General features: G+C 74.7%; 13 protein-coding genes. 5 read left to right on the top strand and 8 right to left on the bottom strand.

Annotation, left to right across the window (positions count from 1 at the left end):
- Positions 1-132: 132 nt before the first annotated feature.
- Positions 133-1,158: a zf-HC2 domain-containing protein gene (locus ACIA8Q_RS13445; RefSeq protein ID WP_360213815.1), complete on the bottom strand. Its 1,026-nt coding sequence runs from the start codon at positions 1,156-1,158 to the stop codon at positions 133-135.
- Positions 1,155-1,886: an RNA polymerase sigma factor SigE gene (gene sigE / locus ACIA8Q_RS13440; protein WP_387904530.1), complete on the bottom strand. Its 732-nt coding sequence runs from the start codon at positions 1,884-1,886 to the stop codon at positions 1,155-1,157. The genes ACIA8Q_RS13445 and sigE overlap by 4 nt, the downstream gene beginning before the upstream one ends.
- Positions 1,887-2,198: 312 nt before the next feature.
- Here sigE and ACIA8Q_RS13435 point away from each other — a divergent pair, with 312 nt between their 5' ends.
- The gene (locus ACIA8Q_RS13435; protein ID WP_360213813.1) at positions 2,199-2,807 is read left to right on the top strand and encodes an O-methyltransferase; all 609 of its coding nucleotides are present in this window, start codon (positions 2,199-2,201) and stop codon (positions 2,805-2,807) included.
- A gap of 184 nt (positions 2,808-2,991) precedes the next feature.
- Here the strand turns inward: ACIA8Q_RS13435 and ACIA8Q_RS13430 are convergent, their stop codons facing one another.
- A complete protein-coding gene (locus tag ACIA8Q_RS13430; RefSeq protein WP_014137929.1) occupies positions 2,992-3,159 on the bottom strand; it encodes a DUF3117 domain-containing protein in 168 nt (55 codons plus the stop codon).
- A 298-nt stretch (positions 3,160-3,457) separates the two neighbouring features.
- Here ACIA8Q_RS13430 and ACIA8Q_RS13425 point away from each other — a divergent pair, with 298 nt between their 5' ends.
- The gene (locus tag ACIA8Q_RS13425; RefSeq protein WP_360213811.1) at positions 3,458-4,258 is read left to right on the top strand and encodes an enoyl-CoA hydratase-related protein; all 801 of its coding nucleotides are present in this window, start codon (positions 3,458-3,460) and stop codon (positions 4,256-4,258) included.
- A 246-nt stretch (positions 4,259-4,504) separates the two neighbouring features.
- Here the strand turns inward: ACIA8Q_RS13425 and tag are convergent, their stop codons facing one another.
- Positions 4,505-5,125, bottom strand: coding sequence for a DNA-3-methyladenine glycosylase I (gene tag / locus ACIA8Q_RS13420; protein WP_387904414.1), 621 nt, complete (start codon positions 5,123-5,125; stop codon positions 4,505-4,507).
- A complete protein-coding gene (locus tag ACIA8Q_RS13415; RefSeq protein ID WP_360213807.1) occupies positions 5,122-5,547 on the bottom strand; it encodes a DivIVA domain-containing protein in 426 nt (141 codons plus the stop codon). Before ACIA8Q_RS13415 ends, tag begins: the two co-directional genes overlap by 4 nt.
- A gap of 179 nt (positions 5,548-5,726) precedes the next feature.
- Between ACIA8Q_RS13415 and folP the strand changes: the two genes are divergently transcribed.
- On the top strand, positions 5,727-6,539 hold the full coding sequence (gene folP / locus ACIA8Q_RS13410; protein WP_360213897.1) for a dihydropteroate synthase: 813 nt from the start codon (positions 5,727-5,729) through the stop codon (positions 6,537-6,539).
- Positions 6,540-6,632: 93 nt separating this feature from the next.
- Here the strand turns inward: folP and ACIA8Q_RS13405 are convergent, their stop codons facing one another.
- Positions 6,633-7,442, bottom strand: a complete 810-nt coding sequence (locus ACIA8Q_RS13405) for a TIGR00730 family Rossman fold protein (RefSeq protein WP_360213805.1) — start codon at positions 7,440-7,442, stop codon at positions 6,633-6,635.
- Positions 7,443-7,565: 123 nt separating this feature from the next.
- Positions 7,566-8,642: a succinyl-diaminopimelate desuccinylase gene (gene dapE / locus ACIA8Q_RS13400; RefSeq protein WP_396317198.1), complete on the bottom strand. Its 1,077-nt coding sequence runs from the start codon at positions 8,640-8,642 to the stop codon at positions 7,566-7,568.
- Between the two features lie 174 nt (positions 8,643-8,816).
- On the opposite strand from dapE, the gene ACIA8Q_RS13395 reads away from it, so the two are divergent.
- The gene (locus ACIA8Q_RS13395; RefSeq protein WP_360213801.1) at positions 8,817-9,872 is read left to right on the top strand and encodes a hypothetical protein; all 1,056 of its coding nucleotides are present in this window, start codon (positions 8,817-8,819) and stop codon (positions 9,870-9,872) included.
- Positions 9,873-10,151: 279 nt separating this feature from the next.
- Positions 10,152-10,919, top strand: a complete 768-nt coding sequence (locus ACIA8Q_RS13390) for a hypothetical protein (protein WP_360213909.1) — start codon at positions 10,152-10,154, stop codon at positions 10,917-10,919.
- A 75-nt stretch (positions 10,920-10,994) separates the two neighbouring features.
- Here ACIA8Q_RS13390 and dapC read toward each other — a convergent pair whose 3' ends face one another.
- Positions 10,995-12,143 (bottom strand): succinyldiaminopimelate transaminase, encoded by a 1,149-nt coding sequence (gene dapC, locus ACIA8Q_RS13385; protein ID WP_387904418.1) that lies wholly within the window; start codon positions 12,141-12,143, stop codon positions 10,995-10,997.
- Positions 12,144-12,156 lie beyond the last annotated feature (13 nt).

The raw sequence follows: 12,156 nt of genomic DNA, 5'->3' as shown, positions 1-12,156 counted from the left end.
ACGGTTCCTACAGGGTAATGGCCACCGGCGGGTCCCTGGTCCACGCTGTGATGAAGCCGTGGTAAAGACCTGCCGGTGGCCGGGGCCGTCGCGCCGGAGTCCGGACGATGGGCGGGCTCTCGGGGTCCGGGCCTAGTAGCCCGTCTCCTGGTGCAGGGCGACGAGGCCGCCCGGGGGGCGTTCCGGGGCCGGGGGCGGGGTCGCGTTGCGGGTCGCCGCGACGGGGCGGCCGGGGAAGTCCACCGGGACCTGCCCGGTCATCGGGACCAGCCCGCCGCTGCGGCCGGTGCTCCCGTTGCTGCCCGCCGGGCTGACCGAGGTGCCGTGCTGGTCCTCGCCCTGGGTGCTGAGGCCGCCGACACCGCCGAGCGTGACCGCGGCGACCGAGAAGGCCCCCGCGGCGGCGAAGACGAAGCGGCGCCCGCGCGGGGCGGCGGCGCGCACCTGGGCGGCGGCCGCCCGTGCCGGGACGGGGCTCGCGGGGTGGCCGGCGGCGTCGGGGCGGGCCGAGCGCCGGCCCATCAGCGGACGCAGCACCGCGCCGCCGCGCCCGAACGCCCGCGGGTCGACCCCGGGCACCGGGGCTCCGGCGCCGAGCGCGCCCGCGCCGAAGGAGGCACCGGCGCCGCGGCCGAAGGTCCCGCCGTTGAGCCGGCTGCCGCCGAGCGTGCCGGGGGCCGTGGTACCGCCGCCGGGCAGGTCGTCGTCGTCCCCGCGGCCGGCCGGCCAGTCGGTGTCCGCCGGGTCGCCGTCCGGCAGGGCGCCGACGGCCATCAGCCGGGCCATCAGCCCGGTGGACGGCCCGGGCGTACCGGTGCGGGTCAGCAGGTGCTTGACGGCGCGGCCCTCGTCGGCCTCGGCGAGGCACTGGGGGCAGGTCGCCAGGTGGGCCTGGACGCGCTCGCGCGAGTCGTGGCCGAGCTCGCCGTCCAGGAACGAGGAGAGGCGCTCACCGAGGTGGTGTTCCTCGGCGGGGGGCTCGGTGGGGCGCACCGGCACGGCGCGCAGCGCCGTCTCGCCCGGCAGCGCGACCGCGGGGGGTACCGGCTCGGCGGGCTCGTCGTGGCCGCGACGGCCCGGCAGGGCCCAGCTCCGCCGGGTGGCGGACCGGCCGGACGCGTCCGACTGGCCCGGCCCGGACCGGCCGGTTCCGCTCACGATCGCCTCCGTCCGCGCGCACCGGGCGCGACCGCGCCCTCGACGGCGGCGGCGCCGACCGGCACCGGCTCCTCCGAGCCGCCGCGGCGCTCCCGCCCGGGGGCGGAGCCGGGGGCCCGGTGCTTGAGCGCGGCGCGCAGGTGGGAGCGGCCGCGGTGGATGCGGCTGCGGACGGTGCCGAGCTTGACGCCCAGCGTGGCGGCGATCTCCTCGTAGGAGAGGCCCTCGATGTCGCAGAGCACCACGGCGGCCCGGAACTCCGGGGCGAGGGTGTCCAGGGCCTGCTGCACGTCGGCGTCGAAGTGGGTGTCGCTGAAGTGCTGGGCCGGGCTGGGCTCGCGGGAGGCGAGCCGCTCGGCCGCGTCCTCGCCGAGCGCGTCGAAGCGGATGCGCTGGCGTCGGCGGACCATGTCCAGGAACAGGTTGGTGGTGATCCGGTGCAGCCAGCCCTCGAAGGTGCCGGGGGTGTAGGTCGACAGCGAGCGGAACACCCGGACGAAGACCTCCTGGGTGAGGTCCTCGGCGTCGTGCTGGTTGCCCGTCAGGCGGTAGGCCAGGCGGTAGACGCGGGCGCTGTGCGCCTCGACGATCTCCTCCCACGTGGGCGGAGTCCAGGTCTGCGCGTCGGGGCCCTCGGTGAAGGTCGCGAGGGCGGGGGCCTCGGTGGTCCCGGCGGCCGGCGTTTCGGCGGCCGGCTGGTCCAGGTCGGAGTGCGCAGGCTGGTTCATCACGGGCTTCGGCGTACGGGCCGACGCGGTGCCGCGGGAGTGCCGCCGCACGGGGACGTCGCCCTCGGCCACACCTCCTCGGTCGGCTCTTCTGCCCAGCAGGGCCACCACCATATCCACCTCACCCGTCAAGCCCGGATAAAAGTGCCCGGGAGGTCTCCCGTACCCGGTCCTCCCTGACAACGGCCCGCCGCCGTACGCGGTTCCCGGTCGGCCAGTAATCTGTGGCAGGAAATATCGACTTCCCCCGGCGCCGGGCCGTCACCCGGGGCTCCGAAAGAGGCAGCCATCAGCGACTTCGGGCCCGCGCGCGTGGCCCTCGCCGACACCTACGTCGGCGAGGACGCGGTGCTGACCTACGCCCGGGCGCAGTCCGCGCGCACCGGGATACGGTCGATCGGCCCCAGCGGCGGGGCCTGCCTGCGGCTGCTGGCGGCCGCGCTGGACGCCAAGGCGGTGGCCGAGATCGGCACCGGGACGGGCGTCTCCGGCGTCTACCTGCTGCGCGGGATGCGGCCGGACGGCGTGCTCACCACGGTGGACTCGGAGCCGGTCCACCAGCAGCTGGCCCGCGAGGCCTACCAGGCGGCCGGGTTCGCCGCCAACCGCTCGCGGTTCATACCGGGGCGGGCGCTGGACGTCCTGCCGAGGCTCGCCGACGGCCAGTACGACCTGGTGTTCTGCGACGGCGACCCGGCCGAGTCCCGGGAGTACCTGGCGGAGGCGCTGCGGCTGCTGCGGCCGGGCGGGATGGTCTGCTTCGAGGGGGTCTTCCAGGAGGGCCGGCTGGCCGAGCCGGAGCTGCAGGACCCGCAGACGCACGCGGTGCGCGAACTGGTCCGGGACGTCCGGGAGAGCGACGCGCTGCTGCCGGCGCTGCTACCGGTCTCGGACGGGCTGCTCTGCGCCGTCAAACGCTAGGGCCGTCGAAGGCGCCGGGGCCGTCGAACGCCAGGGCCGTCGAACGCGCCGACCCCGTCGGACGCCGGGGACCGGACCGCGCCCCGCCGCCGGTCGCGGCGGGGAAACGCGCGGGCCCGGGCGACATGACGTCGTACCCGGGCCCGGCGGCACATCTCCAGGAGATGGCGAGCACCTGCTGCGGTCAGCCGCAGGCCTTCTTCAGGGCCTCGCCGAGGGCGTCGGCCTCGTCAGGCGTGAGCTCCACCACCAGGCGTCCGCCGCCTTCGAGCGGAACGCGCATGATGATGCCCCGTCCCTCTTTGGTGACTTCGAGCGGGCCGTCACCCGTCCGCGGCTTCATGGCCGCCATGCTCGTTCCCCTTCCTGCAACCGCTCAGCTACGCACCGGCAGTCCGTCCACCGCCGGTATCGAACGCATTGATCGGAAGCCATTATCCCGCATGCCACGGCCTGATGACCAACATCACTCTCGGTGCAACCTCGGCCGGACCGCCCCCAAGCACCGCAATTGCCGTCATAAGCCCCGGCGTGGCGGCCGTGCGCACGCCACCGGAAGGTGCGATACCTCACACTCCCCAGCCGGACGGGTGCTCCGGCATCCTGGCACACGACCGACACCGAGACGATCACAAGGGAGCCCCTCGCCCATGTCCGATTCCGTGCTGTACGAGCTCGAGGGCGGCCTGGCCGTCATCACCATCAACCGCCCGGAGGCCATGAACGCCCTGGACGTCGCGACCAAGGTCGCGCTGCGGGACACCGTGACCGCCGCGGCCGCCGACCCGGCGGTGCGGGCGGTGCTGCTGACCGGCGCCGGCGAGCGCGCGTTCTGCGTCGGGCAGGACCTGAACGAGCACCTGACGATGCTGAAGCGCGCCGACGAGACCGGCGAGGGCGCGCTGCGCACCGTCGCCGAGCACTACAACCCGCTGGTGCGGGCGCTGGCCGGGATGCGCAAGCCGACCGTCGCCGCGGTGGGCGGGGTGGCGGCGGGCGCGGGCGCCTCGCTGGCCTTCGCCTGCGACTTCCGGATCCTGTCCGACCGGGCCGGCTTCAACACCGCCTTCACCGGGATCGGCCTGACCGCCGACTCGGGCGCCTCCTGGACGCTGCCCCGGCTGGTCGGGCACGCCAAGGCCACCGAGCTGCTGATGCTGCCGCGGACGGTCAAGGCCACCGAGGCGATGGAGCTGGGCCTGGCCACCAAGGTCGTCCCCGCCGAGGAACTCGCCGCCACCGCCCGGGTGTTCGCCCGGGAGCTGGCCGAGGGCCCGACGGTGGCCTACGGCGCCGTCAAGGAGTCGCTGGCGTACGGCGCCGCGCACTCGCTGGACGAGCTGCTGGACAAGGAGGACGAGCTGCAGACCCTGGCGGGCGAGAGCGAGGACCACCGGATCGCGGTCCGCGCCTTCATCGCCAAGGAGAAGCCGACCTACCTGGGCCGCTAGGGGGTGTCTTGTGGATCTTGTCGGTTAGGTTGCGGCGTCAGGGTGCGTGCATCGCAAGGCGGAGGATGGGGGCACCTCCCGGCCGAAGGCTGGGGGAGAGTCCATGCGGTGGGGGCACCTCCCGGCCGCCAGGCTGGGGGCCATCGGCGACCGACGACAACGCGGCGTGGGGGTACCCCTGGCCGAAGGCTGGGGGAGTGCGTGCCCTGGCGTCGCGGCCCCGGCAGTGATCCACAAGACACCCCCCTAGGACCCGCCGGGTCCCGCCGCCGCTCCGGCGGCGGCCCCGGTGCGGACGTGGCAGTCCGCCAGGTGGTCGTCGACCAGGCCGCAGGCCTGCATCAGGGCGTAGGCGGTGGTCGGGCCGACGAAGCGGAAGCCCGTCCGCTTCAGCTCCTTCGCGAGCGCCGTCGACTCGGGCGTGACGGCCGGCACCTCCCCCAGGGTGCGGGGGGCCGGCCGGTCCGGGGCGGCGGCGAACCGCCAGATCAGCGCGTCCAGGCCGCCGTCCAGGTCGCGGGCGACCCGGGCGTTGGCGATGGCCGCCTCGATCTTGGCGCGGTTGCGGATGATGCCGGCGTCGGCGAGCAGCCGCTCCACGTCGGCCTCCCCGAACCCGGCGACCTCGGCGATGGAGAAGCCCGCGAACGCCGCGCGGAAGCCCTCCCGGCGGCGCAGGATGGTCAGCCAGGAGAGCCCGGACTGGAAGGCCTCCAGGCAGACGCGTTCGAACAGGGCGTCGTCCCCGTGCACCGGGCGGCCCCACTCGGTGTCGTGGTAGACCCGGTAGTCGTCGGTGGAGTCGCCCCAGCCGCAGCGGAGCAGGCCGTCCGCACCGAGCACCGCCCCCTGCGCGGGGGTGGTCACTGGTCCTTCACCGGCTTCGCGTCCTCGGGCTCGTCCTTGGTGAGCACGACGACCGGTTCGACGACCTTCGCGAACTCCTCCAGGCCGGGCAGCGGCTCGGCGCCGGCGTCCGGGCCGTTGGTCGCCTCGACCGCGCCGCGCAGGTGGGCGGCGGCCTCCAGTTCGGCGATCCGCGAGTCGCGGTAGGCGAGTTCGGCGCCGAGGCGGTCCAGGACGTCGTCCACCTCGTCCATCCGGTAGCCGCGGACGGCCATCGGCAGCCGCAGGTCGTCGACGTCCGCCTTGCTCAGCGGACGGTCCTGCGGCAGGCGGGCCGCGAGGCGGTCGGGCACCGCCTCCGGCATCGAGCCGCCCCCGCCGAGCGCCACCAGCGCGGCGCCACCCACCACCACGGCCATGGCGACCACGATCACCCAGAACACGAGCTGTCCTCCCGAACTTCCGGCCGCTCCTCGTCAGGGTGCCGATTACCAAACTGATCATGACAGCATGGTCCCTAGTGAGGCCGGGGGCCATCATCGCACCCGCAGGAGCTGTGGAGGAGACATCGGTGGCACTGCGCCTGGGACCGCGGGAATTCGGCGACGACGAGCTGGTGATCATGGCGATCGTCAACCGGACGCCGGACTCGTTCTTCGACAAGGGCGCCACCTTCGCGGACGAGGCCGCGTTCGCCGCCGCCGACCGTGCGATGGCCGAGGGCGCGGCGATCCTGGACATCGGCGGGGTGAAGGCCGGGCCCGGTGACGAGGTCACGGTGGAGGAGGAGCTGCGGCGCACCGTCCCGTTCGTGGCCGAGCTGCGCAAGCGCCACCCCGGGGCCGTGATCAGCGTGGACACCTGGCGGCACGAGGTCGGCGACGCGGTCTGCGAGGTCGGCGCCGACCTGCTGAACGACGCCTGGGGCGGGGTCGACCCGAAGCTCGCCGAGGTGGCCGCGCGCCACGACGTCGGGCTGGTCTGCACCCACGCGGGCGGCGCGGAGCCGCGCACCCGCCCGCACCGGGTCGGGTACGAGGACGTGATGGCGGACATCCTGCGGGTGACGGTCGGGCTGGCCGAGCGCGCGGTGGAGCTGGGCGTGCGGCGGGACGCCGTGGTCATCGACCCCGGGCACGACTTCGGCAAGAACACCCGGCACTCGCTGGAGGCGACCCGGCGGCTGCCGGAGATGACCGCCACCGGCTTCCCGGTGCTGGTCTCGCTGTCCAACAAGGACTTCGTGGGCGAGACGCTGGACCGGCCGGTGAACGAGCGGCTGCTCGGCACCCTGGCGACCACGGCGGTCTCGGCCTGGCTGGGCGCCCGGATCTACCGGGTGCACCAGGTCGCCGAGACCCGCCAGGTGCTGGACATGGTCGCCTCGATCCGGGGCACCCGCCCCCCGGCGGTCGCCCGCCGGGGCCTGGCGTGAGCCCTCGCCCCGGGGGGCGCGGCCCGCGCGGGCGGGGTGCCGCCCGGGGCCCGACGGGCACCGCCCGCCGGGCGGGGGCTGGATGTGCAGCTGCTAGATCTCGTTCACCGGCCGGCGGGCGTCGGCGAGGATCTTCATGACCTCGTCGATCTCGTCGGTGATGTGGAAGAGCTCCAGGTCGTGCGGGGCCGCCTTGCCCTGGGCGACCAGGGTGTTCTTCAGCCACTCGTAGAGGCCGCCCCAGTACGCGCTGCCGAAGAGGATCACCGGGAAGCGGGTGACCTTCTTGGTCTGCACCAGGGTGAGCGCCTCGAACAGCTCGTCCAGCGTGCCGAGCCCGCCGGGCAGCACCACGAAGCCCTGGGCGTACTTCACGAACATCGTCTTGCGGACGAAGAAGTAACGGAAGTTCAGCCCGAGGTCGACGAACTCGTTGAGGCCCTGCTCGAAGGGCAGCTCGATGCCGAGGCCGACGCTCAGCCCGCCGGCCTCGGAGGCACCGCGGTTGGCGGCCTCCATGGCGCCCGGGCCGCCGCCGGTGATCACCGCGTAGCCGGCCTCGGCGAGGGCCCGGCCGATGGCCACGCCGGCCTCGTACTCGGGCGAGTCGGCCGGGGTCCGGGCCGAGCCGAAGACGCTGATCGCGGGCGGGAGTTCGGCGAGGGCGCCGAAGCCCTCGACGAACTCGGAGGTGATCCGCAGCACCCGCCACGGATCGGTGTGCAGCCAGTCGGTCGGACCGGTGGTGTCCAGCAGGCGCTGGTCCGTGGTGCTCGTGCCGACCTGGTCCCGGCGCACCAGCACCGGACCCTTCTGCTTCTCGGGCCAGGCCTTCTTCTTCCGCGGCGCGCCGACCTGCTCGGGGCCGTGTCCGTAGCTCTTCTCGTCTCCTGTGCCTGTCATGACGAAACCCTACGCCCGGAGATCCCCGTTTTCAGGCAACGGGGGAAGGTCGGTTGGACGACCGGAAGATGGCGTCCGACCGATGAGCGGCCGGTCCGACCAGCCGCTCGTCGGTCCGTCCGTTCAGCTGGTCAGCCAGGCCCGCAGCCGGTCCTCGACCTCGGCGATGGCGCTCAGCGAGCAGTGCTCCTCCCGCTTGTGCGCGAGGTTCGGGTCGCCGGGGCCGTAGTTCACCGCCGGGACGCCGAGCGCACTGAACCGGGCGACGTCCGTCCAGCCGAACTTGGCCCGGGCCTGGCCGCCGGTGGCCGCCAGGAAGGCCCGCGCGGCGGGCTGGGACAGCCCGGGCAGGGCGCCCGGGGCGAAGTCGGTCACGGTCAGCTCGAAGCCGTCGAAGACCTCGCGCACGTGCTTCTCCGCGTCCGCCTCGCTGCGGTCCGGCGCGTAGCGGAAGTTGACCGTCACCACGCACTCGTCCGGGATGACGTTGCCGGCCACGCCGCCGTCGATCCGCACCGCGTTCAGGCCCTCGCGGTACTCCAGGCCGTCGATCTCCACCCGGCGGGGCCGGTACTGCGCGAGCCGGGTGAGCACCTCGGCGGCGTGGTGGATGGCGTTGTCGCCGAGCCAGCTGCGGGCCGCGTGGGCGCGCACCCCGGTGAGCCGGACCTGCGCCCGCAGCGTGCCCTGGCAGCCGCCCTCGACGACCGCGCCGCTGGGCTCCATCAGCACCGCGAAGTCGGCCGCCAGCCAGTCCGGGTGCTCCTTGGCGAGGTGGCCCAGGCCGTTGCGGTGGGCCTCCACCTCCTCGCAGTCGTAGAACACGTAGGTCAGGTCGCGGTTGGGGTCAGTCAGGGTCGCGGCGAGGCGCAGCTGGACGGCCACGCCGGACTTCATGTCCGAGGTGCCGCAGCCGTAGAGCAGGTCGCCCTCGACGTACGAGGGCACGTTGTCGGCGATCGGCACGGTGTCCAGGTGGCCGGCGAGCAGGACGCGCTCCGACCGGCCGAGGGTGGTGCGGGCCACCACGTTGTTGCCGTACCGGTCCACGGTGAGGTGCGGGTGACCGCGCAGGGCGGCCTCCACGGCGTCGGCGAGCGCCTGCTCGTCGCCGCTCACCGACGGGAAGTCGACGAGCCGGGCGGTCAGCGCACCGCCGTCGAGGGTGAGGTCCAGGGGGGTCGGGTTCGAGCTGCTCATGCCGCCAGCCTAGGCCGTACCGCGCGGCGGCCCCGTGCCCGTCCGTGGCCGTCCGTGGTCGTTCCGTGGTGGTTCCGTGACGCGCAACCGGGGCGGAACGGCAACCGGGGGCGCCGCACACCCGTCCGAGTGGGTACGGTGTCGGATCAAGGTGCAGGCGCGAGAGGGGCGACGGTGGCCAGGAAGAGGAGCAGCGAGGAGCCGGGCGACGAGGCGGCGCCCGCCCGCCGCGGGCCGCTGCGCGCGCTGCTGTTGGTGATCGTCGGACTGCTCGGCCTGGCGCTGGTCGCGGGCCTGGCCGTGGTCGGCATCTGGTGGTTCGGCTTCAAGCCGGGCGAGTCCGAGGGCTGCACGGTGAAGACCGCGGCCGGCAGCGGCACCCTGGAGCTGCCGCAGGCCGCCAACGCCGCGACGATCGCCGCGGTGTCGCGCTCGCGCGGGCTGCCGGACCGGGCCACCGCGATCTCGCTGGCGACCGCCATGCAGGAGTCCAAGCTGCGCAACCTCGCGGGCGGCGACCGGGACTCGATCGGCCTGTTCCAGCAGCGGCCGTCGATGGGCTGGGGCACCCCGGCGCAGATCGCAGACCCGGTGTACGCGACCAACAAGTTCCTGGACGGCCTGGTGAAGGTCCCCGGCTACACCCGGCTGCCGCTGACCGACGCCGCGCAGGCGGTGCAGAAGAGCGGCTACCCGCAGGCGTACGCCAAGCACGAGACCAAGGCGACCCTGCTCACCTCGGCGCTGGCCGGCCGGGAGCCCGCGTCGTTCTCCTGCATCGTGCACGACTACACCAAGCCCGACCCGGAGGACTCCGCCTCCCCCACGGCGGGCGCCTCCGCCACCCCGGCCGCGGCGCCGGACCGGGCCCAGGTGCTGTCCGACCGGGTGCGCCGGGAGTTCGGCCGCACCGTCACCCCGGCCACCGGCTACACCTCGACCATCAAGGGCGCCGAGAACGCCGTCTCGCTGACGCCGGACCCGGCCACCGCCGCGCTGACCTCCTCGGCGGACGCCGTGACGGACGGCGGGGTGAGCGCCGAGCGGGCGAGCGGCTGGGAGGTCGCCCACTGGGCGGTGGCCCAGGCCCAGCAGCTGGGCGTGGCGACGGTCGCCTACGACGGGAAGATCTGGCGCAAGAGCAAGTCGGCGGACGGCTGGCAGCCGCAGACCTCCGGGACGTCGACCAAGCTCGTTCAGGTCACCCTCGCCGCGCCGGACAAGGGTTGACGCACTGACGTACGGGTTGCCGCCGGACGGGTGAAGTTGGTCAACCCCGGTGGACCGGCTCCGCCCCCGGCGCGCCCCGGTGGAGAACCGTCACTCCCCTTGCCCCGCGCCGGGTCCACGGCCCCGCGGGGGCTCCGCCAGGCCCGACCCGCGCAGTCCTACGATCCGATGGTCAGCCAGAAACTTTCCTCACCCGGGCCGAAACCTTCCGGCTCCTCGAGCGGTAACACCGTCGTCCGCCCGGCGGACGGGACGGACCCAGACCCTTCGAGGAGCCCCATGTCTCACCCCCTCACGCGCCGGATCGCCCAGGCCGCGCTGCTCGTGGCGGCCGGCGCGACCCCGCTGGTCGCGGCCGGCTCCGCGTCCGCCCTGGGCGGCGACGCCCTGCTGCCCAAGAGCGACCTCGCCGCCCCGCTGGGCCAGCTGACCAACACCGACACCGGTTCCACGCTCCAGCACACCACCCACCAGCTGGGCCAGGCCGCGGGCACCACCGGCGCCGCCACCGTCGCCGCGGGCGTACCGGCCTCCGCCGACGCGGCCGGCAACATCGTCGCCCACCAGCTCCCCGAGGCGAACGAGAAGGCCAGCTCGCTGACCGCCCCGGTCGACCAGACCGCGGCCACCACCGGCCAGCTGTCCGCCGTCACCCCGAAGGTCGCCTCCGCGCTGGCCGGCAAGCTCGGCGAGGCCGTCACCGGCAAGGGTGCGGGCACCCGCAGCGCCGCCGCCAGCCCGGTCGGCGGGCTCGCCCAGTCCGGCTCCGTCGCCCAGGGCCTGCCCGGCGCCGGCCAGCTCACCCAGGCCGTCCCGAGCACCAACGCCGTCACCGACGCGCTGCCGCTCGGCTCCGTCGAGCGCGCGCTGCCCGCCCTGCCCGCCACGGACGTCCTGGGGCTGGCCGAGCACGGCTCGGCGAACCGCCTGGGCGGCGCCGACCTCGGCCCGAACAACCCGCTCTCCGGCCTCACCAACGCCCTCGGCCCGGTCGGCGGCCTGCTCGGCGGCGTCAACGGCGGCAGCATCAGCGGCCTGCCGCTGTAGTCCGTCCCCCCGCACCGCGGGGGAAGCGCAGAGGGGGCCGGTGTCGGATCGACACCGGCCCCCTCCCGCGTCGGATCAGCGCGCCGCGTCCAGGCGCGCCACCGCGGCGGTGACCCGCTCGTCGGTCGCGGTGAACGCGACCCGGACGAAGCGCTCACCGGCCGGCCCGTAGAAGTCACCGGGCGCCACCAGGATGCCCAGCGCGGCCAGTTCGGCCACCGTCTCCCAGCACGGGCGGTCCTGCGTCGCCCACAGGTAGAGGCTCGCCTCCGAGTGCTCGATCCGGAAGCCGTAGGCCTCCAGTGCCGTCCGCAGCGCCGAGCGCCGGGCCGCGTACCGCTCGCGCTGCTCGGCCACGTGCGCGTCGTCCGCCAGCGCCGCGACGGTCGCCGCCTGGACGGGGGCGGGCACGATCATGCCGCCGTGCTTGCGCACCTCCAGCAGCTCCCTGACCACCACCGGGTCGCCCGCCACGAAGGAGGCGCGGTAGCCGGCCAGGTTGGAGCGCTTGGAGAGCGAGTGGACGGCCAGCAGGCCCTCGTGGTCCGCGCCGCAGACGTCCGGGCGCAGCACCGAGACCGGGTCGGCGGACCAGCCCAGCTCCAGGTAGCACTCGTCGCTGACCAGCAGCGCCCGGTGCTCCCGGGCCCACTCCACCGTGCGGCGCAGCTCGTCCGCGGACAGCACCCGGCCGGTCGGGTTGGACGGCGAGTTCACCCAGATCAGGCGTACCCGGGAGCCGTCCAGCTCGTCCACCGAGTCGTACTCGACGGGCTCCGCGCCGCACAGCCGCGCGCCGACCTCGTAGGTCGGGTAGGCCAGCCGCGGGTAGGCGACCTGGTCGCCGGGGCCGAGGCCGAGCTGGGTCGGCAGCCAGGCCACCAGCTCCTTGGAGCCGACGGTCGGCAGGACGGCCTGCGGGCCGATCTCGGCGCCGCAGCGGCGGTGCAGCCAGCCGGCGATCGCCTCGCGCAGCTCCACCGGGCCCCAGACCGTCGGGTAGCCGGGCGTGTCCGTGGCGGCGGCCAGTGCCTTCTGGACCACCTCGGGGACCGGGTCCACCGGGGTGCCCACGGAGAAGTCGCAGAGGCCGTCCGGGTGGGCCAGGGCGGTCGCCTTGTACGGCTCCAGCTTGTCCCAGGGGAAGACCGGGAGGAGGTCTGAAACGCGGCGCGCCGCCCCCGGGTGGCCCGGGAACGGCGCGCGCGTGCTGTTGGTGCTCACAGCTCAGTTGCCA

Origin of the sequence: Kitasatospora sp. NPDC051705, assembly GCF_044453265.1 — a bacterium.
In the GTDB taxonomy this organism is placed as follows: Bacteria; Actinomycetota; Actinomycetes; order Streptomycetales; family Streptomycetaceae; genus Kitasatospora.
Note: the sequence above shows the minus strand (reverse complement) of the source record. Positions and strands in the feature narration are given on the sequence as shown.